Raw genomic sequence first — 24409 nt, 5'->3', positions numbered from 1 at the left:
TATAGGAGAATAACAATGTCATATCTGGAACTCAGGAACGTCTTCAAAACCTTCGCGAATGTCACTGCCGTGAGGGATTTCACGCTGGATATCGATAAGGGTACCCTGGTTTCATTCCTTGGCCCGTCCGGCTGCGGAAAGACGACCACATTGCGCATGATCGCCGGTTTTGAGACGCCCGACGGCGGGACCATCGAACTGGATAGCGAAGATATCACTCAGGTTGTTCCCAACAAGCGCGATATCGGTATGGTTTTCCAGGCGTATGCCTTGTTCCCCAATATGACCGTGCGCCAAAATGTTGCGTTTGGTTTAAAGATGAAGAATACGCCCAAAGACCAGATGGATAAAAGGATCGATGAAGTTCTGGAAATGGTGCGCCTTTCCGAGACTGCCAAACGTTACCCCCACCAGCTTTCCGGCGGGCAGCAGCAGCGCATCGCACTGGCGCGTGCCCTGGCGGTGCAGCCGCGTGTGCTCCTGCTGGACGAGCCCCTTTCAGCGTTGGATGCTGAGGTGCGCGTTGTGCTGCGCGGCGAGATCCGGCGCATTCAATCCGAACTGGCCATCACCACCGTTTACGTGACCCATGACCAGGAAGAAGCCCTGTCCATTTCGGACAAGGTTGTGGTCATGGAAGGCGGTGTCATCCAGCAGGTCGGCACGCCCGAGGAAATCTATCGCGCTCCGCAGACCCGTTTTGTGGCCACCTTCATCGGCACTGCCAACCAATTCTTCGGCAAGGTGCAGGACAAACAGCACGTGCTCGTGGACGAATTGAGTTTGGAAGTCGAGAATCTGGAAGGCTGCGCAGCCGGCCAGCAGGTGGTGGTGCTGGTGCGTCCCGAATACATCCAGGTCACCACGCAAAAACCGGAACGCAGCGGCTGCAACATTGTTTCGGGTGTGGTGGAGACCATCACCTTCCACGGCGCGGTGACCCGCCTGGGGGTCAACGCCAATAACCAGCGCATCGTGGCCGATATCAATGTGTCAGAAACTGAACCCATTGGGCTGAACCAGAAAGTTTGGCTGTTGTTTGGATCAAATGCCTGCAAAGTGATGGCGGTTGATAAATGATCTTCATCAATGCTCACGAGATCGTTCTTGATCAAGCGGAAAAGCTGCAAGCCTGGACCGATTATGGGAGCATTGTAGATATTGCCATGAATTTCATTAAAAAATGTCCGGTAGACCCCGCCAATGGGCTGCCCTGGTATTTGCAGTATTCCTGCTTCTGGACCGACCCGCTGCGGCCGGCTGACTGGCCGGATAATCCGGCCGGCAAATTTGCCTGGGCTGTTACCACGCTGCTGAAATACTACCCCTACTCGGGCGATGAAGCGCACATCCAAATTGTGGGCGAGATGCTGGACAGGTTGTGGCAGAGCCGCACTCCGCAAGATTTTGCCTGGGGCGGGGTGCCTTATGCCTCCGCGCATCCGGGCACCGGCGTTTATTATGGCGCACGGGCGGACGGCGAATATGCCACCGAACCGGACAAGATCGGCCAGGTCGGCCGCGCCTATCTGGATTTCTACCAGCTCACACAGGACGAACGCTATTTGCGCATGGGTGAACACTGCGCGCGGGTCCTGCTGGAAAAAATGCGCCCCGGGGACGCCGAACATTCCCCGCTGCCGTTCCGCGTGGACGTGCGCGACGGCAAGGTGATCGAGGAATACACCGCTCACATGATCGCCGTGGTGCGGCTGTTCGACAGCCTGATCACGTTGGGGCAAACCCGCTATCAGGAGGGCCGCGACCGCGTGTGGGATTGGATCTGCCGGTACCCGCTCACCAATAACCTATGGAAGGGTTACTTTGAGGATATCCGCCTGGATCCGAATAATGAGAACCGCGACCAGCTTTCTCCCCTGGAGACGGCCCGTTACATTCTGGAGCATCGGGAAGCGGTGCCGGATTGGCAGGCTTCGGTCAAAGCGTTGATCTTATGGGTGAAAGAGACCCTGGGCAGCCAGCCCTTCTTCTCCAGCATCCCGATCCACGAGCAGAAATTCTGCAATTTCTGGATGGGCAGCCATACAGCCCGTTTCGCCGGCCTGTGCGCTTTGTATGCTGAAGCCACTGGCGATTCCGCTTTCAGCGAATGGGCCAGCGGTTCGTTCAACTGGGCCAGTTACATGGCGAATGAGGATGGTTTGGTAACGGTGGGTGTGGACCGGCCGGATTATTACAACCAATGCTGGTTTACTGACGGTTATTTCGATTACGTGCCGCATTTTATCGACGGCATGGCCGCCATGCCGGAATATGCGCCGGCAAATGAAGACCACCTGCTGCGCTCCACTTCGATTGTGCGGCACATCGATTACCGGCCTAACGAGGTCTGTTATCGCACAGCCGATGCACAGGGTACGCAGCGCTTGCGCATGACTTTCAAACCGAAGAAAATCACGGCCGGTAAGTTGGAATTGAAGCAAAAAGGACAATTATCCGGTGAACCCGGTTGGGTTTTAGGAGACGTCCCGTATGTTATCGACGTTCGGGCGGGCGCCCAAGAGGTGTGTATTTACGGATGAAAAAAAAAATAAATGGCCTTTACTGGAAATTGGAGCTGACGAATTGGGCCAGAGAATAATCGATATTGGTTAAGGAGGTGCGCTGAGGAAAAGACTTGTAATGGGAAGGATCATTAGAAAAAGAATAAATATGAAGGAGAAAGGAAATGTCTAAATATCTAAAGATTTTGTTAGGCCTTTTGGTTGTGGTTTCATTGGGGTTGTCGGCATGTGCCACCTCGGCACCGGCTGCGGCGGAACCTGCCGCTGAAGAACCTGCTGCGGAAGAACCAGCTGCTGCAGAAGAAGCCGCTCCGGCGGAAGACCCGATGGCAGCCTTGATCGCGGCCGCGCAGGGCGAAGGCAAACTGGTTTCCTACGGCCTGCCGGACAGTTGGGTCAACTACGGCGGAATGAAAACACTGTTGAATGACATGTACGGAATTCCTACGGAAGACACCGACATGGGTTCCGGTGAGATCATCGCAGCCCTGGAAGCCGAAGCCACCGCTCCGGTTGCCGACATCACCGACCTCGGCTTGAACTTCGCTAAGATCGTTGAGGATGAGGGCCTTTCCCAGGCTTACAAGAATGCCTATTGGGATGAGATCCCCGATTATGCCAAGGATCCGGACGGACGTTGGTCGGCTGCCTATTGGGGCGCCATCGCCTTCCTCGTGAATGCGGATGCGGTCACCACCGTTCCCACCACCTGGACCGATCTGTTGAACGACGAATACGTCGGCAAGGTCTGCATGAAGGACCCGCGCTCATCCTCGACCGCCAACATGGTCGTGTTGGGAGCAGCTTACGGTATGGGTGGAGACGAAACCAATGTCCAACCCGGCCTGGATTTCTTCCAGCAGATGATCGAAAAGGGCATCCTCAACGGTGTGAAACCCTCCACCGCGGCCATTCAGAAGGGTGAATGCCCCGTCTCCTTATTCTGGGACTTTGACGGCCTCAGCAGCAAGGAAGAGAACCCGGATATGAACCTGCAGGTTGTGATCCCCTCCGAGGGCACGGTTGCCGGTATGTATATCCAATTCGTTACCGCCGGCGCGCCGCATGCCAATGCGGCCAAGCTGATGATCGAGTTGGAATATTCGGATGAAGGCCAGATCGCGTATGCGAACGGCTTCGTGCATCCGGTCCGCACCAGCGTGACCCTGCCCGATGAACTGCTGGCCAAGTTCCCGCCTGAAAAGGACTACGAAGCAGCCACGTTCCCGAAGGATTACGTTGCCTTGGATTCCGCGGGTACCGCTATTTCGGATGGTTGGGAGTTGATTGCACAGTAAGTAGTGCGATGTTTGGGAGGATGGGGTAGGTGATTCACCTACTCCATCCCCACACTGAAATTTTAACGTATTAGTTAGCCAGGAATTATTAAATTATTCATCAAATTTAAATGCGGAAGTTTGAAAGGAGTTTTTATGTCATCAACAGGTGAAAGTATTCGATTGAACCGACTTTTTACAGATGGGAAGAACGTGGTTATTGTGGCGGTGGATCACGGCTTGTATTTCGGGCCGCTGGAGGGCATGATTGACCTTCCTTCAGTGATCGATCGCGTGGCCGGTGCGGACGGGATCTTGATGTCCCCGGGCATGCCGGCGCACTGCCAGAGCGTTTTTTCCAAACGCGGCGCCCCGGCCTGCATCATCCGCCTGAATTGGGGCTCCAACTATCCGGCTATGTGGCATTACAAGCATTCCTACAGCGTACCCATGACCACCGTAGCGGACGCGGTCATGCAGGGCGCGGATGTCGTGATCGGCAGCCTGACCCTGAAGAACCCTGAAGAGGCTGAGGATGCGCAGAACGTGGAAGTGTTTTCCGATTGCGTTGCGCAAAAACGCGAATTGGGTATTCCGCTGATCGGCGAGGTGTACCCCACCGGTGGAGACGATTATCAACCGGAAGATTTACAAGAGGAAGTCTTTATCGGTTGTCGCATCATCGCGGAACTGGGTGCGGACATGGTTAAGACCTTCTACACGGGCGCGGGCTTTTCCAAGGTCATTGCCGCGACACCCGTCCCGGTGTTGGCGTTGGGCGCCAAGAAATTGCCCAAAGAAAGCGATGCCCTGGCGTTGGCGGCGAAAGCTATAGAAGCCGGCGCGCGCGGTATTGTGTTCGGCCGCAATGTCATTCAATCCAAGGAACCCGAACGACTGCTGGACGCGCTGCAGGAAGTTGTCAAGGAATTCCAGGCGCCGGATAAGGTCGCGAGCAAATATAAACTTGAGTGATATGGAATTATTACTGGGAATTGACGTCGGGACGACCTCACTGAAAACCGGCTTGTTCGCAAGCGACGGTCGCTGTCTGGGTATCGAACGTCAGGAATACCAACTGGATACGCCTTCGGCAGAACGCGCGCAGGTGGACGCCAAACGCTATTGGCAGGCCTGTGTGCAGACTGTCCACAGCCTATTGGAGCGAGTGGGGGAAGATCCCGCGAAGATTTCTGCTCTGGCTGTATCCAGCCAGGGGGAAACCATCCTGACCTTGAACGAGGATGGCGAACCGATCTATCCAGCCATGGTTTGGCTGGATAACCGGGCGGTTTCCCAGGCCGAGCGTCTGGCAGAGCGCTTCAAGAACGCGGTTTACGAGCGCACCGGCGTGGCGGAGATCATCCCCACCTGGTCGGCCTGCAAGGTGCTTTGGCTGAAGGAAAATGAGCCGGATGTCTTCGCCCGGGCCGCCAAGTTCCTGTTGGTCCAGGACTACCTGATCTACCGGCTGACCGGCCGCTTTGCTACGGACGGTTCGGTTGCCTGCACGACGCTGTTCTTCGACATCACCGCCAACGCCTGGTGGGAAGAGATGCTTTCCGCGGTGGGCATTCGCGCGGACCAATTGCCCGAGATTGTAGCCCCGGGAACAGCTGTAGGGACGGTATGTTCGCAAGCAGCTGCTGAGTTGGGCCTTTCGACCCATACCCAAGTGGTGACCGGCGGTATGGACCAGTCAGTGGGCGCTATCGGGGCCGGCAATATCCAGCCCGGGGTGGTCTCGGAGACAACCGGCGCGGCCCTGGCCATCCAGGTCACTGTGGATGACCCGCTGCTGGACGCGAACCGCAGCATGCCGGTCTATTTCCACAGCGTGCCGGGTAAATACCTGTTGGTGCCAGTTTGCCCGACTGCCGGCATGGCCTTCAAGTGGTTCCGCGACCAATTCGGGCAGGTGGAAATTGAAAAAGCGGAAAGCCAGGGACTGGACAGCTATGACCTGATGACTCAGCCGGCGGCTGCCATAGCGGCCGGTTCGGACGGCTTAGTCATGCTGCCCCACCTGATGGGCGCATTCAGCCCGGATACCAATCCGGCCGCGCGCGGTTCCTTCACCGGCTTCACACTCAGCCACACCAGAGCCCACTTTGTGCGGGCGCTGCTGGAAGGCGTAGCTTTCATGCTGCGCAGGAATATCGAATACGTTGAAAAGGTCGGCATTTCCGTACGAGAGATCGTATCGACCGGCGGCGGGTCGCGCAGCCGGCTGTGGAATCAGATCAAGGCGGACGTTTGCAACAAACCGATCAAGACCCTGCAGAACGAAGAGACCGCTTTGATCGGCGATGCCATCCTGGCCGGTGTGGCCTGCGGCGCGTTCGCTTCGATCGCGGAAGGCTGCGGGAAGATGAGCGCGGCTTTAGAGACATTTACTCCCGGAAAAGATGTGACTGTATACGAGGCGGCCTACCGGCGCTACTGCGCGCTGGACCGGGAATTATCCGATTATTACGCGAACTACTTTACAGAGAAATAAACAGAAATATTTATTAAGAAAGGAAGAAGATATGTCGAATAAACCGAAAGTTGGCATCCTGGCTATGGCTTTGTTGGAGGACGATTACAACAAGACTGCCCACGTCCGGCCAATGGCTCAGAAGGTGGCTGACCGTATCGCGGAAATTATCGGTAAATATGCCGAAACGGTCTGCCCGCCGCTGGTGGAGGAGGAGCATCAGGCGGAAAAGGCGGCGGAAATGTTCAACGCGGCCGGTGTGGATTTGATCGTCGCCGTTGAAATTGCCTACACCAAGGGCATTGTTCCCACCCGTTGTTTCCTCAATACGACCGCTCCGGTGGTGGTGTGGAATACCCAGCAAATTGAATTCCTGCCGGAGGACGCTGATTTTGACCTGATTATGGTCAACTCGGGCATGGCTGGCGTGCCGGAAATGACCTCCGCACTGCTGCGCATTGGCCGTCCATTCTGGATGGTCACCTCCCTGATGGACGATCCCAAGGGACACCAGCAATTGGCGGATTATATTAACGCAGCCGGTATAATTCATCGGCTCAAAACAGCCCGCATCGCGGTCTTCGGACACGCGTTCGAGGGCATGACCGACCTGATGATCGACCAGCTCAGCCTGCGCCAGGATGTCGGCCCGGTCTGTTGGCCGGTCGAACCTGAAAAAGTGGCTGTGGCTATGGGTGAAATTCCGGATGCGGAAGTGCAAGCCCTGATGGATAAGGAATCTGGACGTTACCAAATTGATATCGCCAAAGAACAATTCGAGAATTCTTGCCGGCTGGCCCTGGCGCTTGAGAAAGTGACCCGGGATGGAAACTTTGACGCAGTGGCGTCCTTCGACCAGATTTGGATGACGGATCCCCGCGTGGGCATCATCCCTTCGTACGGAACCGGGCGCCTGTGCGAGCTGGGTATTCCCTGCTCCACCGAAGCCGACATCACCACCGTTACCGCCATGCTGATCCTGCAGGCTATTGCCGGCAAGGCTACATTCCTGGAAAATTATGTGGTGGATTACAAAAGAGATGCTATCATTCTCTCCCATGACGGTCACGGCAACCCGGCCATGGCGGCCAAGCCCGCGGACGTCGCGCTCAAGCACAGTATATACTATGAAGGTGTCAAAGGTTTTGGTGCCGGCCTCGAGTTTGCTTACGCGCCCGGTCCGGTCACCAATTTATCGTTGGTTCCGGTGCGGGGCAAATGGCGCTTGATTATTTCGGAAGGTGAATCCATCGCAATAAAGCCGCGCCCGGTGGCTGCGCCGCAAATGTTGTTCAAGCCGAAATCGCTGCCGATCACGGAGTGGTGCAATGCCTGGTGCAAAGCCGGCTCGCCCCACCACCAGGCGCTGGCTTTTGGGCACTTGAGCGATCTAATTAAAATTTATGCAGAAATGCAGGGATTGGAAGTGGTTGAGGTTTAACCTTTCAATGCTTGCGTGAAATTATAAAAATCGTGGTGATGGAAATGAATACGATAAGTACAGCTGAACGGCGCTCACAAATCGCCCAAATGGTAATTGAAAACGGTCAGGTATTTGTATCGGACCTGGTGGAAATGTTTGACGTATCTGAGGTTTCCATCCGCCGCGATTTAACGATTTTGGAAGAAAACCAAAGGCTGAAACGTGTCCACGGCGGCGCGGTACCGATTCCCGGCAACCTGCGCACGGATTCGTTCGATGAGAAGGAAAAGCTGCACATTCACGCCAAGGAACGCATCGGGCGGGTGGCTGCCAGCCTCATCAAGCAGGGCAACATCATCCTGCTGGATTCCGGCACAACTACTTTACAGGTTATTCGCAACATGCCGCACTCTTTGCGCGTGAGCAATATGATCAACATGGTCACCAACTCCATGCCGGTGTCGCACGAAGTCCTCACCTGGCCTTCTCCTAACGTCACCGTATTGGGCGGCATCTACCTGCCGGATTATCAGGCTACTGTAGGTCCCCAGACCTTGAACCAATTGAATGAACTGACTGCTGATATTGCGTTCCTGGGGACCGATGGCTTGACTTTGGAAGGCGGCGCGACCACGGCCAACATTCTGATGGCCGAGGTCGACCGCATGATGGCCGACCACGCCCGCAGGACCGTATTGGTGACCGACAGCTCAAAGTTCGGACGCATGGGATTTGTGCCGGTCAAGCCTTTGGCCAGCTATGACACCATCATCACGGATAACGAAGCACCGGCCGACCTGGTCAGCGCCATCCGCGATATGGGCGTCGAGGTAGTCCTGGTTTAACTTCTGTCATAGTAATGAATTAAATACTGAATAGGTTAAGTCATGTATTCTGGTTTGAAGATCAAACCGCCATTTTTTGAAATTGGCCCGAAGGCTTATCTGTATGGAGCCGCGGCCTTAAAGTTGGCCCAACATGCCGACCGCATGAGCCGGAAATATGACGTGCGCATCATTTTCACGCCCCAATGCGTGGATATCCCCCTGATCGCGCAAAATACGCAGGACCTCCTGGTCTTTGCCCAACATATGGATGCCATCCCGGTTGGGCGGGGCATCGGCACGGTGCTGCCGGAAGCGATCAAAGAAGCCGGGGCGCAGGGTGTCTTGCTCAATCACGCCGAGAAGAAACTTGGCATGGCGGAAATCGAACGCACCATCGCCCGCGCCGATGAGGTCGGGCTGATTTCCATGGTGTGCGCGGATACGCCCCAGGATGCGTTGGAAATTGCCCGGATGAAGCCCAATATTGTCCTGGCGGAATCGCCGAATTTGATCGGCGTGGGTGTGCGCGATGAGGCGGCCCAGCTGGAAATCGCTGCGACCAATGCGTTGGTATGGGGAGTCGATCCGGACATTCTGGTGCTGCACGGCGCCGGCATCAAAAATGGCAAGGACATCTACGATATCGTCCGGCACGGCGCCCAGGGCAGCGGATCCACCAGCGGCATTATCCTGGCCGACGATCCCTTCCAAATGCTGGAAGAAATGATCAGCGCCATGCGTATGGCTTGGGATGAAACCCATTAATACAAAATAATAACGAGGTCTAATTATGTCTGTTTATCACGAAGCAGTTAAAGTTCAATCCAATCTGGTCCCGACGTTCCATGATGTGACCAACGATGCGCAGGAAGCGCTCAAAAAATCCGGCGTCAAGAACGGCATCCTGGTGGTTTTCTCGCAGCACACCACTTGCAGCGTGATGCTGCAGGAAGAAGCCCACGACGAGAATTTCTGGGGGATCAAATCGCTGATGCAGGATTTGCTGAATGTATTGTCGAAGATCGTTCCAACCTGCACTTCCGAGGGCCAATACCTGCACCCCGGCCCGATGCACATCGCGGATGCCACCCGGCGCAATGAATTGCCGTCCTGGAGCCTGAACACGGACGCGCACTTACGGTCCATCATCATGGGGCGTTCGGAATCCATACCGATCATCGATGGCAAGCTCGAACTGGGCGAATTCGGACGCATTTACTTTGCCGATTTCGACCAGGTGCGCGCGCGCGAACGGAACGTTCACTTCCAAATTGTGGGTGAATAAAGTCTCGCTAACTCCTATGGGGCTGGACCTCAGTTATCGAGGTCCGGCTCCATTTTATTTAAATTATTGTTCCCTGAACCGCCCGCGATGCGGGCGCTGTTGATCCGGATTGTTAAATGGATAAAGTTATGTAAAGAACATAGCCATTTCTAATAAAATAGGTTATCTTATTCACCAGCTGTATAGAATATTTTAGACATCACGAAGTGCATTGTTGTAAGGGAGAGATATGGATTTAAATAAATTCTTTTGGATCAATGAACCGGAAAATCATTCTTTTGGTGAGAACGCCTTAATTTTTGAAACTGAACCGGGGACCGATTTTTGGCAGCGTACTTATTATGGTTTTCAAAATGATAATGCGCATGCTTGTGTAGTGCAAGCAGATCGTCCGGAATTTACATTTTCTGTAGCCTCGCGCTATTCACCCAGTCAATTATTTGATCAGGCTGGGGTTGTTATTTATCTGGATAGTGAAAATTGGTTTAAAGCATCCGTTGAATATGAGACGGCTGAAATTTCGAAGTTGGGCAGTGTGGTAACCAATTTGGGTTTTTCAGATTGGGCAACTGCGGACATTAAGGGCGGTCAGGAAATTCAAATGACCTACCGGTTGAGCAGAAGGAAAAATGATTTTTTGATCGAAAGTGCCGCGGACGGCAAAACCTTCCATCAAATGAGAATATTTCATTTGGTGAAGGCGGATGGCCCTATACAGGTCGGTGTTTATGCTTGCAGCCCGCTGCAATCCTCATTCAAGGCCCAGTTTGAAGACTTCCGTTTTGGGGAATGTGTTTGGGAAGCATATCAATAGACGTAATCGAATTACCCGGATAGATCCAGGCCCATTTCTTTTAATTCGGTTTTGACCTCCTCGTACATGCGCGTCCATTCCGGCAGGGGCTGGAGCGTTTCCAGGTCGTAAGCCTGGTCGAAACGCGCGCCCGGGTTGCCCTCCGGCATCCGGAAGACGTGCTCGTATTTTTCCATCAATTGTAGAATCCATTGGTTGGCCTGCGCGCGGGTCACACCCTGGCGGCAGGCGGCATGCCCGACTTCGCCCATCAAGCGCGGTTCCAGGCCGGTGGCATGCGGCACCAGCCCGTCGGCCGAACCGCAGCCTTCCAGGTGCCCGCCGCTGACCGTGATGGCCAGCGCGTTGGCGGCCGTTTCGTAAAGCAGTTCGCGCGTCAATGCACCGCTCTTGGGATAAACGTCCGTCACAATGATGGCCGGCGCGTTGCGCGCGAAGGCCTGCAGTACGACGCTTTCCACCCACAGCACCTCGCGTGTGCTGGTGGCGACGTGACGGATGTGGATGGGATGCAGGATGTGGTAATCTGCGCGGTTGGTCAAAAGCCCCAGGATCATGGAGGCCACCGAAATGAGCGCGCAGCCGGGCGCGTCGCCGCCAAGGCCGCCGGAAATGGCGCAGTACAGTCCGCCGTTGCGCATGCCGTACTCGATGGAGTTGACCGCGCGGGCGATGTTGCGGTTGTCGATCTTGAGTTCGTTCAGCATGGGTACCAGGTGCGCGTCGCAGGTGCGCAGGTAATCCGGGTTAGCGGCCGCCAGGTCGCCCAGTTCCGAAACGCTGCTCTGCGCCGCCAGCATACCCATGCCTGGCCGGCCCACGTGTGCCAGCGCCTGGTGCAGGTAAGTCAGCTCGCGCCGTGTGGCGGTGATCTCCAGCGCTTCGCCGGTGCGCACTTCGCGCCCGTCCACCTCGGCCAGCGTGCCGCAGGTGATCAGGTCCACAATCGGCTCCTGCGCCCAGCTCACCACAGCCGGTAGGAACAGTGCTTCCGGATGGGGCGCGCCCGGGTTGCCGGCCCATACCAGCGGCGGGCGGCTGTCCTCAATCTGGCGCGCGAACAGCACGCGTTCATCCGCGCCCTGGCCCATGGATAAGGTCTGCTTCATGTCACGCAGCGCGCTTTCCAGTTCGTCGCGCTCGAAGCGCAGGATGCGTTCACTGCTGCGGTTGTAGGCGCCGATCTCGACGGCCAGCGCCAGACCGGCTGCAAAGACGCGGTCAGCCAGGGCCGGGTCGTCCGGCACCAGATTTTGCCTGTCCCATTTCAGGTCGTACTGGCTGACCAGCCGCATGCAGGTCATAGCCACTTTTTCCAAATCCCAATTCTCCTCGGAGATATACTCGCCGGAGTCGGAACGGTCGATGATTTCCAGATAATCCATGGTGGTTTCCTAGGCTAAAGCGTTTTGCATGAATTGGCGTGCCAGCTGCAGCGCCTGCACGGCGTTGGCGGCGGTGCCGTCTGCGCCGATGCGCTCGGCGTAGGCTGGTGTGACGGATGCCCCACCGATCATCACCTTGAAGCGTTCGCGCTGCCCCATGGCTTCCAGTGTCTTGATCAGATCACTCATGAAGGGCATTGAGGTGGTCAGCATGGCGGAACAGCCGATAATGTCGGCGCCTTCGTCCAGCGCGGTGGAGATGATGCGTTTAATGGGCACATCCACGCCCAGGTCGATCACCTCGAACCCGCCAGTGGTCAGCATGGTCGAGACGATGTTCTTGCCGATATCGTGGATATCCGATTGGATGGTGGCCAGTACCACCCGCCCTTTGCTGCTGCTGATGCCGCTTTCCGCGCTCAGGCGTTTCAGTTCGGGTGTGATGATGGCCATGGCGGCCTTCAGGGCACGCGCGGTGAACATCAACTGCGGCAGGAAGACCTCGCCGGCTTCGAATTGCTGCCCGACGATGTCCGCCCCGCGCATCAAGCCCTCGTTGAGGATGGTCTGCGCGTCCACCCCGGCTTCCAGGGCGGCGCGCGCGGCCGTTTCGGCGGTCTCGACATTGCCTTCGATCAGGGTTTGTTGGATAGCGGTAATGATCACATCATTCATACTGGCGTTCCTCCCAAGTGAATTATATCTTTTCAATTTTTTGCGTGTTCACTTGTGTGATTAAGATAGAAGAAAAAGAATTGTCAGATTTTAGTTTATATTCTAAAATCATGTATTCATTAAATGAACAAGCGCTCTTTTTAACTGTGTCGTATTGCCAACGTCAGCATTGCACCCGTAGGAAAGGATATGTGAATTCTTTTAATTCAATTTAAAGGTTAGCATGATGAATATATTACTGGTTTGCCAGGGCGGCATGTCCTCCTCATTTGTGGTGAAGAAGATCAAGGAAGCTTTTAAGAATAAAGGCGAATGTGTTCACATCATTTCGAAGGCATCCATGGAAATTGTGGATTACATCGACGAAACGGATATCGTTCTGGTTGCCCCCAATGTTTTGTACGAAATAGAAGACATCCGCGAAACCTGCACGCAGCACGGGATCACCCCGGTCATTCTCCCCATGGAACTCTACGGCCGTATGGATGGGGAAGCTTTACGGGTTTTTATCATTAACTCACAAGATGGAGGAAATGATGGTTGAAAAAAAACTGTGGTACGAAAAATACTTTATCGATCCGCTCAATAAGTATGCGGCCAACCGGCTGATCAAAAGTATCACAGGGGGCATCAATGGGGGAGTGAACGTTCTCCTCATCGGTTCCTTTCTGACCATCATTTCAATAATAATTTCTGCCATCCCCGGGTTAAACCAAACTTCCTTTGCTTTAAAACTGGCCGATCTCAAAGTGTTGGTCTTTGGGATTGTGGGGATGTTCTTCGCTTACAGCATTGCTTCATCCAACGCCAAATATAACAAGATCGACAAGCAATCAGTAGGTTTCTTTGCGGTAATTGCCTACTTCATTTTTATGCGCCCGGAATTTGTGGTGGACGCGGCCGGCACTACCTATTTCAGCGTCGAGTTCAGCCGTTTCGGCGCCAATGGGATCTTTGTCGCCATTGTCTCGGGCTTGTGGGCCGGCGAAGTTTCGAATTTCTTTAAAAAACGCGGCTGGGTGATCAATGCCGAAGGGCTGCCGGACATCATCAAAACCTGGTTTGATTATTTGATCGCCGGCACTGCTGTGACGCTGGGCGCCTGGGCTTTTACCGGATTGCTCAACATTGATCTGCACACCCTTTTCAGTTCCCTGCTCACCCCCGTCGTTCATGTTTTTACATCTTTTGGAGGCAGCTTACTGATAAATGCTTTAAGCCCCTTGTTATTCTACTTCGGCATCCATCCCCTTTCTGTACTTACACCGGTACTTGCAATGTATATGACCGCCACGGCACAAAACGCCGAGCTGCTGGCCCATGGTCTGGCGCCCACAATTGCCAACGGGTTTGTGATCAACAACCTGGCTACAACTTTTTTGCTGGATCTGGGCGGCGCCGGATCCACATTGGGATTGAATTTCGCGCTGCTGTTCTCCAAACATAAATATCAACGGAAATTGGGGCAATTGGCAATCTTCCCCAGTCTCCTTAATATCAACGAACCGCTGATATTTGGCCTGCCGATCATGCTCAACCCAATTTTTTTCCTGCCCTTCTTTGTTGTGCCGATCATAAACTATGTCATCACATATTTTGTCCTGTTCTTGGGTTGGATCAAAATCCCCTCGTCAATGGCACTCTCCATGCACATCCCTGCCTTCATCAACGCGTTCATCCTTTCCGAAGATCCCAAAGCGGTTATCCTGGTCATAATGCTGGTCATCCTGGATGGGCTGATCTGGGTGCCGTTCTTGAGATTGCATGCCAGACAGGTAGAAGCTCGGGAAAAATAAAACTTCAGAATTATTTATAATGAAATAAAATAACGTGTCAGCAAGATCCCTGGTCAACTGCAATCATTTTTGAACCAGATAGCTGAATCCACGCATATTTTGAAAGGTTAATCTGTTTTCATGGAAAAAACAACCCATTTCAACATGGTTGAAATTGCTACGAATGTCATCGTGTTTGCGGGAAACGCCCGTAATCTGATAATGAAAGCCCTCAACGCGGCTTATGACGAAGATTTTGAAACAGCCAGAGAGTATATGGATCAGGCGGAAAACGAATTGCGCGCTGCGCACCGCACACAGACCGAAGTGATCCAATCGGAAGCCAGAGGTGAAAAACTTGAGATTTCATTACTGATGAACCACGCCCAGGATACGCTCATGGCCGCTATGACGGAATTGAATTTGGCCAAACAACTGGTCCGTATGATCCAAAAGTTTGGGGGCAAGCAGGACTGATTGGCGTTTATCTAATCACTGGCAGTATGGATGGATAAATTGGCTGCTGCGGCTCGTGCGCTAAAGCACGAGCTTTTTTCTGGTCTGCCCCTCAGTGAAAAGGTGCGTAATTTGAGATTTGTTGACAAATCCATTTATCAATTTTAGAATCCAATGTAAACTTAACAGTATAAGATTTATATATTACTGTAAACGAAAACAGAGAAAAAATAATGCGTGGAGAAAATACAAGACAGGATATCATCGAGGCGGCATGCGAATTGTTCATCCAGAACGGATTTCATGCCACTACCACGCGCCAGATTGCGGAAAAGATCAATTTGGTGCCCGGCGCGCTGTATAACCATTTCAGCAGCAAGATATCCGTCTTTGAAGCTGTTTTAGAAGAATATCATCCCTGGTACAAGATCCCGGATGCGCTGCGCAACGCCAAAGGCAACAACATGCCGGAATATATCCGCAATGCTTCCAGCCTGCTCTTGGAGATGTGGGATGAAAAACCGGAGCTGATGCGCCTGCACCTGATCGATATGCTTGAATTCAACGGCAAGCATTTACCGGCGCTTTTTGAAAAGACCTTCACCAAGGTCGCGGAAACTGTTGAGATCGTCCAATCCGAAGAACCCGGCTTGAAGGAAGCCAACCTGAACCTGCTCTACCGCGCCATCAACGGGTTGTTTTTTGGATATATCATGTCGGACAAAGCAACGACCGATGCGGATTCACCTTTCTCGGAAGGCGGCTTTGACTATTTCGCGGACGCTTATTTACAGGGATTGTTTGCGCAGCGGGATGCGGAACCCGGCGAAGATAAACCCGGTAAAAAGTAGCAGGGCGGATTAGGATTTATATTGGATGAGGGATTAGCCGATTTATTCTATCGAAAATTCCAAGAGGCAGCGGATCAAGGTTTTTCGTTGTGAATTTCCGTGTATAAGCGCTCGACGAGTTTAATTATATTTTTGGCGATGTACATTTCCGAAACAGCCGACATCAACGTGTCTTGCGCGTGTGTCAGCAACAGCGAAAATTCCAGCGTATCTCCCTGCGATTCGGTTTTGATGATCTTAGATTGTTCCCGGTGGGCAAATAGGGCTTCTTCCTTGGCTTCTTTGATCTTTTGCCGGGCGTTGTCGAAGTTGAAATCATATAGTTCTGCGTAGGCATCCGCGATCAGTTTGCGCGCGTTGCCCGCGTGCAGGATCGTCATGGTTGCGAATTGAACGGATTTGGATTCATTCGTCATACTGATCAGCCTCGACCTGGTTTTTTAAAAATTTCTTAAGCAGCGATTGCGATTTAAATAATGAGCGCTTGTTCGTAAAATTATATCAGAATCGAATTTCGACAAATGGACAGTATCTTTTTTTATTTCATGAAAGATGGTAAAGCGTATGAAGCATTGTTCAAAGCTTGTCATTTTCTTTCTACATAGCTTACGGACTACTATATTTCCTCTTAGTCATCCGTATTGTCACAAAATCCACATTAATGCTCTTGAAATTTTACCCAGAAAGATTATATAATCGAAATATCGCTGAAGTGTGACACAAGTTATCGCAGGTAATTACATCTGTATATTTACAAATAGATATATTTCTTGCATAATGGTGTCAATGTTTTATGGTATGTAAATAGAGGTGGGTTAAGGGGATGCGGGGGTTTTTTATTGTTATTTATTGATTTTTTCTTTCCTTTATGAGGTAGCCACAAATCAATTCTTCCATGCCGGAGATAAATATCGAATAAATACATTGCGATTGCCATACTTTACGGGTACCAACAAGGTACACGAGTGTGGTTAAAATTGAGGTCGATTAATTCAATCTAACATCAAAGAAGGGTGGAGGTGTTATGCCCGAAAGTTATGATTTCGTCATAATTGGGGGAGGGGTCGTAGGATGTATGCTGGCGCGCTGGCTGTCGCGCTATGAGGGCAGCGTGCTATTGATTGAGAAAGAGGCGGACATTTGTATGGGGGCTACCGCAGCCAACACCGCCATCGTACATGCGGGTTATGACCCACTTCCCGGTTCGTTGAAAGCGCGCATGAACGTGGCCGGTAACCAGATGTGGGACCAACTCTCCGGTGAATTGAATTTCCCCTTTGAACGCCGCGGTGATTATGTGGTTGCTATTGGTGACGATGAATTGCCCGCCCTGGATACACTCATGGTGCAGGGCAAGAGAAACGGCGTCATGGGTATTCAAATTCTTCCCAAAGCGGAAATGATCGTGCGCGAGAAGAATATTAATCCGGACGTGAGCGGCGCGCTGTGGGCCACCACCGGCGGCATCTGCGATCCTTTCGCGGTGACCGTGGCGGCGGCCGAGAACGCTGTAGTAAACGGCGTCAAGGTCATGCTCAACACGGAATTCGAAGACTTCATCATGGACGGCTCGCGCATTGTGGGGGTGAAAACCAACCGTGGTGATATCCGCTGCCGTTGGGCGATCAACAGCGCCGGAGTTTACTCCGACGTTGTCATGCACAAAGCCGGCATACGCCCCGAGTTCATCATCAAACCGCGCCGCGGTGAATACTTCGTCTTTGACCGTGCGGACATCACCATCGACAATGTCCTTTTCCCTGTGCCATCGGAAAAAGGAAAAGGCATCCTGGTGACCACTACGCTGCACGGCAATACCATCATCGGCCCCAACGCCAACCTCATTGATGATAAGGAAGACCGCGCCACCACCAAACCCGGCTTGGATGAGATTTGGGAAGGGGCGCAGAAACTGGTGCCCTCGCTCAGTTTGAAATACGTCATCGCCATGTTCGCCGGGCTGCGGCCTTACGGCAACGGCCCCTGCAAAACTCCCGGCATCGATTACCAGCACGATTACATCATTGAAATCCCTGAGAAAGTACAAGGCTTTGTCAATCTGGGCGGTATCGAATCGCCTGGTTTGACCTCGGCCCCGGCTATCGCGCAGGAAGTGGTGGATATGCTTAAAGATGCCGGAGAAGAATTGAAAGAGAAGAAAGGTTGGGACCCCATCCGGCGTGGGCGCCCACGCTTCCGCGATATGAATCACGAAGAACAGAAACGCCTGGTCAATATGGACCCACGTTATGGACGTGTCATCTGCCGCTGTGAGAATGTGACCGAAGGGGAGATTGTGGCGGAAATCCATTCTCCTATCCCGGCCCTGACCTACGATGCCATTAAACGGCGTACCTGGTTGGGCACCGGGCGCTGCCAGGCGGGTTTTGATATGCCGCGTGTAGTCAAAATCCTGGCGGATGAATTGGGCGTCTCTCCGCTGGAGGTGACCAAGAAAGGCCAGGGATCAGAATTCTTAGCCAGACCAACGAAACAGGTGGAAAACTGAGATGACTCTTAAAAATGTCTATGACGTAGTCGTGATTGGCAGCGGCCCCGGCGGTCTGGCCGCGGCAGTGGCTGCCAAGAAGGAAGGCGCCCAGGATGTGCTTATCATTGAGCGCGATGTAGAACTGGGCGGTATCCTGTTGCAGTGTATCCACAACGGTTTTGGTTTGGAGACATTCAAAGAAGATTTGCCCGGCCCGACTTATGCGGAACGCTTTATTAAGGAAGCGCAAGCGATCGGCGTGGAAGTGCTGCTGGATACTATGGTGCTGGATATTACTCCCCAGCGCAAGATTTACGCAGCCAGTAAACGCAACGGCTTTATCGAAATCGAGTCCCGCTCCATTGTGCTGGCTATGGGCTGCCGTGAGCGCACCCGTCCGCAAATTCGCATCCCGGGCAGCCGCCCGGCCGGTGTTTACTCTGCCGGTACGGCCCAACGCTGGGTTAACGTTGAGGGCTATATGCCCGGAAATCGTGTGGTGATCCTCGGTTCGGGTGATATCGGTATGATTATGGCGCGCCGCTTAACCTTTGAAGGCGCGAAAGTTGAACGAGTGCTGGAAGTGATGGATTACCTGACCGGCCTGACGCGTAATTACGTGCAGTGCTTGTTGGATTTCGACATTCCGCTGCAGCTGCGCCATACCGTAAAGCGGGTGATTGGCAATACACATGTGGAAGCCATTGAGGCTGTGCAGGTGGATGCCAAATGGAATGTGGTGCCGGGTTCTGAGGAAGTCATTCCCTGTGATACCCTGCTGCTTTCAGTTGGTTTGATTCCGGAGAATGAACTCTCACGCAAGGCGGGCGTCATTCTCGACCCGATCACCGGCGGTCCGGTGGTGGACGATAATTTCCAAACCAACGTCCACGGTATATTTGCGGCCGGCAACGTGGTGCACGTTTATGACCTGGTGGATTGGGTCACGGAAGCCGGTTACGAGGCAGGCAAATGCGCGGCCGCGCATGCCATCGAAGTGCGGCGGAAAGAACATCATCTTATCCCTCTGATTGCCGGCGATAATGTGCGCTATATCGTGCCGCATATGCTGGATAAACGCAACCTGGAAGGAAATGAGATCCGCCTGCAAATGCGCGTATCCAAGCCGGTGGAACAGCCGGTTTGGCTGGAAGTGCATGATAAAAATAACTTGATCACGCGCCGGGCGGAACGCTATGTCCGGCCGGGTGAGATGGTTACGGTGGTGTTGAAACCGGACCACTTCGCGGAGGTCAGTAAGGCAGATAGCCTGACCATCGACATGGTTCTGCGTTGAAAAAATAGGAAGTGAAATGAAAGAAATTCAAAAACTGATTTGCATTAGCTGCCCTAAGGGATGCACGCTGGAAGTGACGGTGGACGGGGACACTGTGGTGAAGGTCAGCGGTGAAACCTGCAAAAAGGGAGTGGACTATGCGGAAAAAGAGATCAGCGACCCGCGCCGTATGATCGCCACCACCGTGCGTGTCAAGAACGGTTTTCATCCCCTGGTTCCAGTCTATTCACTTCAACCGGTACCTAAACCGTTAATTCAGAATGTATTAAAGGAGTTGCGCAAAGTAGAACTGACTGCTCCGGTAAAACAGGGCAGTGTTGTACTTGAGAATGTGCTTGGAACAGGCGCTAACATCATTGCCAGCCGGGATATGCCGGCAAAGTAGTGTTGTAACTGATTTCAGCTATTTAGTAGTTCTTAAAAGCGGGGGCCTTATTGGTTGGGATAGTGGGGATTATTGGTTCTTTTATTGTTACATCGGTAGCTTTTTAAAACAAACCGGCATTGGTATTTACCTTGCCTGGCTTTAGCTCTCATCTTTCAAAAATTATTGATTAGATGAAAGGAGGTGCTTATCGATTAAACAATTGAACCTAATCATCGATTCACAATATTTTCAATCAACCAAATTTGTAAATAAGAAAGATTATCAGGGAGTAAAAAAATGAAAGCAAAAGGTTTGATGAGTGAGTTTTGGGGCGAGGTCTTTGGTACCTTCGTCCTGGTCCTGCTTGGCGACGGTGTAGTCGCCAATGTCGGTCTGGCGCCTCGCCTGGCAGCTCCAGCCTATAACTGGAACACCATTGCCATTGGCTGGTGCTTCGCAGTCGTGGTCGCTGTCTATATTTCCGGCGGCGTTTCCGGTGCGCACCTGAACCCGGCTGTGACATTTGCCATGGCATTCAAACGCGGTTTTGCCTGGAAGAAAGTGTTGCCCTTCATTGTGGCTCAAATGCTCGGCGCTTTCCTGGGCGCTGGAGCGGTTTATTTGATCTATCGTGATGGCCTGGTGGCCGCCGGTATGCCCAATGTTTGGTCAACCGGTCCTGGTTCGATCTTCGAAACATCCTTCTGGGGTGGTACTGGTGCGGCTGCGGCGGGTTCATATTCCCTGGTGACAGCCTGCGTGGCGGAGTTCTTCGGCACCATGGTGCTGTTGTGGGGTATCCTGGCCAGCGGCGACATGAAGAACATGGGTCTGAAAGACAACTTGGGCGCGCTGTTGGTCGGCTTCACCGTTCTGGCAGTTGGTCTCTCCTTGGGCGGCCCCAGCGGCTATTCCATCAACCCAGCCCGTGACCTTGGCCCGCGCCTCTTCGGTGCCCTGGTTGGCACAACCGGTTTGTTCAATGGTATTTATTGGCTGCTGCCGCCTGTCCTGATTCCCTGCATCGCCGGTCCTATTGGGGTGGCGTTGTATGATATGTTCATCAGCAAGAACTTACCTGACAAAGGATAAGGTCAAACGTATAAATGCCCAATTTGAAGTTGTATTAAAATGAGTTTCAAATAAGAGAAGGGTGAATTAAATGAAAAAGTTAATCAATAAACCGGAAGATGTCGTTCTGGAAGAACTTCAGGGGATCGAGATTGCTCATCCGGATCTGGTGAAAATTCACTATGATCCCAACTTCATCGTCCGTGCTGATGCACCGGTAAAAGGGAAAGTAGCATTGGTGTCTGGCGGCGGCAGCGGTCATGAGCCCATGCACGGTGGTTTTGTGGGCAAAGGCATGCTGGATGCGGCTTGCCCGGGCGCTGTTTTCACTTCACCGACGCCTGATCAGATGTTGGAAGCTACCAAAGCCGTCGATGGCGGCGCGGGTGTGCTGCACATTGTGAAAAATTACACCGGTGATGTCATGAACTTCGAAATGGCTGCTGATCTTGCCAAAGGCGAAGGAATTGACGTAGAAGCCGTAGTCGTGGATGACGACGTAGCCGTCAAAGACAGCCTGTATACCGCAGGAAGACGCGGTGTTGGGTTGACCGTTTTGATGGAAAAGATAGTCGGCGCCGCCGCAGAAGAAGGCCGCTCGCTCAAAGAAGTTGCCGATCTGGCCCGCAAGATCAATAGCCAGGGCCGCAGCATGGGCATGGCTTTGACTTCCTGCACTGTACCGCACGCCGGAAAACCGACCTTTGACCTTCCGGAAGACGAGATGGAAATCGGTATTGGCATCCACGGTGAACCTGGCCGCACCCGCATGAAGATCAAACCGGCTGATGAAATCACTGAAATGTTAATGATGCCCATCATTGAGGATTTGCCATTCAAATCCGGTGATGAAGTGCTGCTGTTTGTGAACGGCATGGGAGGAACTCCGCTGATCGAACTGTACATTATTTATCGCAAAGCGGTAGAAATCGCCGAGAAACATGGCATTAAAGTCGTACGCAAACTGATCGGCCCGTATATCACCAGCCTCGAAATGGCCGGTACTTCCATCACAATGCTGAAAATGGACAGCGACCTGATCAAATTGTGGGACGCGCCAGTGAAAACCGCTGGATTGCGCTGGGGGATTTAACGTCGATTGATTATTAATAAGAAGGCTGCGGGGAATTCCCCACAGCCTTCAGCCAAAAAAGGAGAACGATTTGACAATTAACAACGACGACGTTATCAAATGGCTTCAAACCTACGATCAGGTCATCACGGAAAATAAAGATTATCTGACCGACCTCGATTCGATCATCGGAGACGCTGACCACGGAGCGAATATGCATCGTGGTTTTCAGGCTGTAGTGACAAAATTACCGGGTGTACAAGATAAAGATATCGGTTCAATCTTCAAAACCGTCGGCATGACCCTTCTCTCAACTGTCGGCGGAGCCGGTGGGCCGCTTTACTCGACCTTGTTTATTCAGGCAGGCAACCGGTTGAATGGAAAAATGGAACTCACGTTATCGGATTGGGCAGAGGCTCTTGAAGCTGCAAATAACGGCATCATTAGGCTTGGGAAAGCTGCTGTGGGGGATAAGACAATGGTAGATGCATTGACCCCGGCCGTACAGACACTACTGGATGCTTCTAAGGATGGAACATCATTTGAGGAAGCGTTGCATTTGTCTGCGGATGCTGCAAAAAAAGGAATGGAATCGACCATACCATTGGTAGCGCGTAAAGGCAGAGCCAGTTATCTGGGAGAACGCAGTGCCGGACATCAGGATCCGGGTGCAACTTCATCTTACCTGCTTTTAAAAACTGCTGCCGATGTATGGACTAAGGAATAAATTGAAAAGGATTACAAAATGGCTAAATATGTTGGTGCAGTAGATCAGGGTACAACCAGTACACGCTTTATGATCTTTGATCACAGTGGCAAAGTCATCGGTGTTGATCAAAAAGAGCACGAACAGATCTATCCCAAACCCGGTTGGGTGGAACATGACCCAATGGAAATTTGGGAAAGAACACAGGAAGTAATCGCAGGCGCTTTGAAGAAAACCGGTGTAATGGCCAGCGATCTGGCCGCAGTTGGAGTCACCAACCAACGCGAGACCACCGTAGTATGGGAAAAAGCCACTGGAAAACCGATCCATAACGCGATCGTCTGGCAGGATACCCGCACCGATCAAATCTGCAATGAATTAGCGAAAGACGGGGGCCAGGATCGCTTCCGCGAAAAAGTAGGCCTGCCCCTGGCGACCTATTTCTCCGGCCCGAAAGTCAAATGGATGCTGGATAATGTCCCCGGTGCGCGCGAAAAAGCCGACAAAGGCGAACTGATGTTCGGCAACATTGACACCTGGGTGATCTGGAATCTGACGGGCGGCCCCAAAGGCGGCGTGCACGTCACCGACGTGTCCAACGCTTCCCGCACCATGCTGATGAACCTGGAAACCCTGGACTGGGATCCGGACATGCTCAAAGTCATGGGCATCCCCCGCTCCATGCTCCCGGCCATCAAAGCCTCCAGCGAAGTTTACGGCAAGTGCATGAACAGCGGCCTGGACGGCATCCCGGTTGCGGGTGACCTGGGTGACCAGCAGGCGGCCCTCTTCGGCCAAACCTGCTATGACCCCGGCGAGGCCAAGAACACCTACGGAACCGGCTGCTTCATGCTGTTGAACACCGGCACCAAACCGATCCAGTCCAAGAACGGTCTGTTGACCACCCTGGGTTACAAGATCGGCGACCAGCCGGCCGTGTACGCGTTGGAAGGCTCCATCGCCATCACCGGCGCTTTGGTGCAGTGGCTGCGCGATAACCTGAAGATGATCAAGAAGTCACCGGAAATTGAAGATCTGGCCAAGACTGTCGATGACAGCGGCGGCATTTACTTCGTACCGGCCTTCTCCGGTCTGTTTGCTCCCTACTGGAAGAGCGATGCCCGCGGTGCGATCGTCGGCCTGACCCGCTATGTCAATGCCGGCCACATTGCCCGCGCGGTACTGGAAGCTACCGCCTACCAGACCCGTGAAGTGCTGGATGCCATGAACAAGGACTCCGGCGTGGCGCTGAAAGCTCTCAAAGTGGACGGCGGCATGGTCTTCAACGAACTGCTGATGCAGTTCCAGTCCGACATTCTGGGCGTTCCGGTTATCCGCCCGACCGTTGCCGAAACCACCGCTCTGGGCGCCGCCTATGCGGCCGGCCTGGCGGTTGGCTTCTGGGCTAAGGTGGACGACCTGCGCGCGAATTGGGGCAAGGACAAGGAATGGAAGCCTGCTATGGATGAGGCTAAGCGCGAGAAGATTTATAAAGGATGGAAGAAAGCTGTTACCCGCACCTTTGATTGGGTCGAGTAATTTCTTCCTGAAAGAACATTCCCGGGGCGGCCGCATATCAGCCGCCCCTTCTATTAAGTTTTGCTTTACCGGGCAGATATTTGGGCGAGGTGGC

At 53.0% G+C, this 24409-nt stretch carries 24 protein-coding genes; 21 read left to right on the top strand and 3 right to left on the bottom strand.

Annotation, left to right across the window (positions count from 1 at the left end; translation table 11 throughout):
- Positions 1–15: 15 nt before the first annotated feature.
- From Pelsub_RS15405 to Pelsub_RS15360, 10 genes are all read left to right on the top strand, one after another.
- Positions 16–1080, top strand: coding sequence for an ABC transporter ATP-binding protein (locus Pelsub_RS15405; RefSeq protein ID WP_116226177.1), 1065 nt, complete (start codon positions 16–18; stop codon positions 1078–1080).
- Positions 1077–2543, top strand: coding sequence for a hypothetical protein (locus Pelsub_RS15400; RefSeq protein ID WP_116226176.1), 1467 nt, complete (start codon positions 1077–1079; stop codon positions 2541–2543). Before Pelsub_RS15405 ends, Pelsub_RS15400 begins: the two co-directional genes overlap by 4 nt.
- 146 nt (positions 2544–2689) lie before the next feature.
- Positions 2690–3823 carry an extracellular solute-binding protein gene (locus tag Pelsub_RS15395; RefSeq protein ID WP_116226175.1) on the top strand — a complete coding sequence of 378 codons (1134 nt, stop codon included), beginning with the start codon at positions 2690–2692 and terminating at the stop codon, positions 3821–3823.
- A 135-nt stretch (positions 3824–3958) separates the two neighbouring features.
- Entirely contained in the window at positions 3959–4777 is an 819-nt protein-coding gene (locus Pelsub_RS15390) for a class I fructose-bisphosphate aldolase (RefSeq protein WP_116226174.1), read from the top strand.
- A 1-nt stretch (position 4778) separates the two neighbouring features.
- The gene (locus tag Pelsub_RS15385) at positions 4779–6302 is read left to right on the top strand and encodes a xylulokinase (protein WP_158675164.1); all 1524 of its coding nucleotides are present in this window, start codon (positions 4779–4781) and stop codon (positions 6300–6302) included.
- A gap of 31 nt (positions 6303–6333) precedes the next feature.
- A complete protein-coding gene (locus Pelsub_RS15380; RefSeq protein WP_116226172.1) occupies positions 6334–7722 on the top strand; it encodes a hypothetical protein in 1389 nt (462 codons plus the stop codon).
- Between the two features lie 44 nt (positions 7723–7766).
- Positions 7767–8549 (top strand): DeoR/GlpR family DNA-binding transcription regulator, encoded by a 783-nt coding sequence (locus Pelsub_RS15375; protein ID WP_158675163.1) that lies wholly within the window; start codon positions 7767–7769, stop codon positions 8547–8549.
- A gap of 42 nt (positions 8550–8591) precedes the next feature.
- A complete protein-coding gene (locus tag Pelsub_RS15370) occupies positions 8592–9296 on the top strand; it encodes a triose-phosphate isomerase (RefSeq protein WP_116226170.1) in 705 nt (234 codons plus the stop codon).
- Between the two features lie 25 nt (positions 9297–9321).
- Positions 9322–9816 carry a secondary thiamine-phosphate synthase enzyme YjbQ gene (locus tag Pelsub_RS15365; RefSeq protein WP_116226169.1) on the top strand — a complete coding sequence of 165 codons (495 nt, stop codon included), beginning with the start codon at positions 9322–9324 and terminating at the stop codon, positions 9814–9816.
- Between the two features lie 229 nt (positions 9817–10045).
- The gene (locus Pelsub_RS15360; protein ID WP_116226168.1) at positions 10046–10630 is read left to right on the top strand and encodes a DUF1349 domain-containing protein; all 585 of its coding nucleotides are present in this window, start codon (positions 10046–10048) and stop codon (positions 10628–10630) included.
- A gap of 11 nt (positions 10631–10641) precedes the next feature.
- On the opposite strand, the gene Pelsub_RS15355 is transcribed toward Pelsub_RS15360, so the two are convergent.
- Both Pelsub_RS15355 and Pelsub_RS15350 read right to left on the bottom strand, forming a co-directional pair.
- Positions 10642–12015 carry a monomethylamine:corrinoid methyltransferase gene (locus Pelsub_RS15355; RefSeq protein ID WP_116226167.1) on the bottom strand — a complete coding sequence of 458 codons (1374 nt, stop codon included), beginning with the start codon at positions 12013–12015 and terminating at the stop codon, positions 10642–10644.
- Between the two features lie 9 nt (positions 12016–12024).
- A complete protein-coding gene (locus tag Pelsub_RS15350; RefSeq protein WP_116226166.1) occupies positions 12025–12690 on the bottom strand; it encodes a cobalamin-dependent protein in 666 nt (221 codons plus the stop codon).
- Between the two features lie 223 nt (positions 12691–12913).
- Here Pelsub_RS15350 and Pelsub_RS15345 point away from each other — a divergent pair, with 223 nt between their 5' ends.
- The 4 genes from Pelsub_RS15345 to Pelsub_RS15330 all read left to right on the top strand — a co-directional run bounded on the left by Pelsub_RS15345 (position 12914) and on the right by Pelsub_RS15330 (position 15772).
- Complete coding sequence (locus Pelsub_RS15345) at positions 12914–13234, top strand: PTS sugar transporter subunit IIB (protein ID WP_116226165.1); 321 nt, start codon at positions 12914–12916, stop codon at positions 13232–13234.
- On the top strand, positions 13227–14486 hold the full coding sequence (locus Pelsub_RS15340; RefSeq protein WP_158675162.1) for a PTS sugar transporter subunit IIC: 1260 nt from the start codon (positions 13227–13229) through the stop codon (positions 14484–14486). Before Pelsub_RS15345 ends, Pelsub_RS15340 begins: the two co-directional genes overlap by 8 nt.
- A gap of 120 nt (positions 14487–14606) precedes the next feature.
- Positions 14607–14942 (top strand): PTS lactose/cellobiose transporter subunit IIA, encoded by a 336-nt coding sequence (locus Pelsub_RS15335; protein ID WP_116226163.1) that lies wholly within the window; start codon positions 14607–14609, stop codon positions 14940–14942.
- A 212-nt stretch (positions 14943–15154) separates the two neighbouring features.
- Positions 15155–15772, top strand: a complete 618-nt coding sequence (locus Pelsub_RS15330; protein WP_116226162.1) for a TetR/AcrR family transcriptional regulator — start codon at positions 15155–15157, stop codon at positions 15770–15772.
- A gap of 74 nt (positions 15773–15846) precedes the next feature.
- Here Pelsub_RS15330 and Pelsub_RS15325 read toward each other — a convergent pair whose 3' ends face one another.
- A complete protein-coding gene (locus Pelsub_RS15325) occupies positions 15847–16188 on the bottom strand; it encodes a PTS lactose/cellobiose transporter subunit IIA (protein WP_116226161.1) in 342 nt (113 codons plus the stop codon).
- Between the two features lie 608 nt (positions 16189–16796).
- Here Pelsub_RS15325 and Pelsub_RS15320 point away from each other — a divergent pair.
- The 7 genes from Pelsub_RS15320 (at position 16797) to glpK (ending at position 24315) form a co-directional block, all read left to right on the top strand.
- A complete protein-coding gene (locus tag Pelsub_RS15320) occupies positions 16797–18281 on the top strand; it encodes an NAD(P)/FAD-dependent oxidoreductase (protein WP_116226160.1) in 1485 nt (494 codons plus the stop codon).
- Between the two features lies 1 nt (position 18282).
- A complete protein-coding gene (locus tag Pelsub_RS15315) occupies positions 18283–19560 on the top strand; it encodes an NAD(P)/FAD-dependent oxidoreductase (RefSeq protein WP_116226159.1) in 1278 nt (425 codons plus the stop codon).
- A gap of 16 nt (positions 19561–19576) precedes the next feature.
- The gene (locus tag Pelsub_RS15310) at positions 19577–19945 is read left to right on the top strand and encodes a DUF1667 domain-containing protein (RefSeq protein ID WP_116226158.1); all 369 of its coding nucleotides are present in this window, start codon (positions 19577–19579) and stop codon (positions 19943–19945) included.
- A gap of 279 nt (positions 19946–20224) precedes the next feature.
- Positions 20225–21019, top strand: coding sequence for an MIP/aquaporin family protein (locus tag Pelsub_RS15305; RefSeq protein WP_198418371.1), 795 nt, complete (start codon positions 20225–20227; stop codon positions 21017–21019).
- Between the two features lie 70 nt (positions 21020–21089).
- Positions 21090–22091, top strand: a complete 1002-nt coding sequence (gene dhaK / locus Pelsub_RS15300; protein WP_116226157.1) for a dihydroxyacetone kinase subunit DhaK — start codon at positions 21090–21092, stop codon at positions 22089–22091.
- A 70-nt stretch (positions 22092–22161) separates the two neighbouring features.
- Entirely contained in the window at positions 22162–22797 is a 636-nt protein-coding gene (gene dhaL, locus Pelsub_RS15295; RefSeq protein WP_116226156.1) for a dihydroxyacetone kinase subunit DhaL, read from the top strand.
- 18 nt (positions 22798–22815) lie between these two features.
- Positions 22816–24315: a glycerol kinase GlpK gene (gene glpK, locus Pelsub_RS15290; protein ID WP_116226155.1), complete on the top strand. Its 1500-nt coding sequence runs from the start codon at positions 22816–22818 to the stop codon at positions 24313–24315.
- Positions 24316–24409: the final 94 nt, after the last annotated feature.

The sequence above is a fragment of the Pelolinea submarina genome, assembly GCF_003966975.1.
In the GTDB taxonomy this organism is placed as follows: domain Bacteria; phylum Chloroflexota; class Anaerolineae; order Anaerolineales; family Anaerolineaceae; genus Pelolinea; species Pelolinea submarina.
The sequence above is the reverse complement of the archived record's forward strand: the minus strand, read 5'-3'. Positions and strand labels throughout refer to the sequence as shown.

Coding starts and splice junctions, on each gene's coding strand:
- Pelsub_RS15405 (WP_116226177.1), top strand. CDS start 16: ATGTCATATCTGGAACTCAGGAACGTCTTCAAAACCTTCGCGAATGTC.
- Pelsub_RS15400 (WP_116226176.1), top strand. CDS start 1,077: ATGATCTTCATCAATGCTCACGAGATCGTTCTTGATCAAGCGGAAAAG.
- Pelsub_RS15395 (WP_116226175.1), top strand. CDS start 2,690: ATGTCTAAATATCTAAAGATTTTGTTAGGCCTTTTGGTTGTGGTTTCA.
- Pelsub_RS15390 (WP_116226174.1), top strand. CDS start 3,959: ATGTCATCAACAGGTGAAAGTATTCGATTGAACCGACTTTTTACAGAT.
- Pelsub_RS15385 (WP_158675164.1), top strand. CDS start 4,779: ATGGAATTATTACTGGGAATTGACGTCGGGACGACCTCACTGAAAACC.
- Pelsub_RS15380 (WP_116226172.1), top strand. CDS start 6,334: ATGTCGAATAAACCGAAAGTTGGCATCCTGGCTATGGCTTTGTTGGAG.
- Pelsub_RS15375 (WP_158675163.1), top strand. CDS start 7,767: ATGAATACGATAAGTACAGCTGAACGGCGCTCACAAATCGCCCAAATG.
- Pelsub_RS15370 (WP_116226170.1), top strand. CDS start 8,592: ATGTATTCTGGTTTGAAGATCAAACCGCCATTTTTTGAAATTGGCCCG.
- Pelsub_RS15365 (WP_116226169.1), top strand. CDS start 9,322: ATGTCTGTTTATCACGAAGCAGTTAAAGTTCAATCCAATCTGGTCCCG.
- Pelsub_RS15360 (WP_116226168.1), top strand. CDS start 10,046: ATGGATTTAAATAAATTCTTTTGGATCAATGAACCGGAAAATCATTCT.
- Pelsub_RS15355 (WP_116226167.1), bottom strand. CDS start 12,015: ATGGATTATCTGGAAATCATCGACCGTTCCGACTCCGGCGAGTATATC.
- Pelsub_RS15350 (WP_116226166.1), bottom strand. CDS start 12,690: ATGAATGATGTGATCATTACCGCTATCCAACAAACCCTGATCGAAGGC.
- Pelsub_RS15345 (WP_116226165.1), top strand. CDS start 12,914: ATGATGAATATATTACTGGTTTGCCAGGGCGGCATGTCCTCCTCATTT.
- Pelsub_RS15340 (WP_158675162.1), top strand. CDS start 13,227: ATGGTTGAAAAAAAACTGTGGTACGAAAAATACTTTATCGATCCGCTC.
- Pelsub_RS15335 (WP_116226163.1), top strand. CDS start 14,607: ATGGAAAAAACAACCCATTTCAACATGGTTGAAATTGCTACGAATGTC.
- Pelsub_RS15330 (WP_116226162.1), top strand. CDS start 15,155: ATGCGTGGAGAAAATACAAGACAGGATATCATCGAGGCGGCATGCGAA.
- Pelsub_RS15325 (WP_116226161.1), bottom strand. CDS start 16,188: ATGACGAATGAATCCAAATCCGTTCAATTCGCAACCATGACGATCCTG.
- Pelsub_RS15320 (WP_116226160.1), top strand. CDS start 16,797: ATGCCCGAAAGTTATGATTTCGTCATAATTGGGGGAGGGGTCGTAGGA.
- Pelsub_RS15315 (WP_116226159.1), top strand. CDS start 18,283: ATGACTCTTAAAAATGTCTATGACGTAGTCGTGATTGGCAGCGGCCCC.
- Pelsub_RS15310 (WP_116226158.1), top strand. CDS start 19,577: ATGAAAGAAATTCAAAAACTGATTTGCATTAGCTGCCCTAAGGGATGC.
- Pelsub_RS15305 (WP_198418371.1), top strand. CDS start 20,225: ATGAAAGCAAAAGGTTTGATGAGTGAGTTTTGGGGCGAGGTCTTTGGT.
- dhaK (WP_116226157.1), top strand. CDS start 21,090: ATGAAAAAGTTAATCAATAAACCGGAAGATGTCGTTCTGGAAGAACTT.
- glpK (WP_116226155.1), top strand. CDS start 22,816: ATGGCTAAATATGTTGGTGCAGTAGATCAGGGTACAACCAGTACACGC.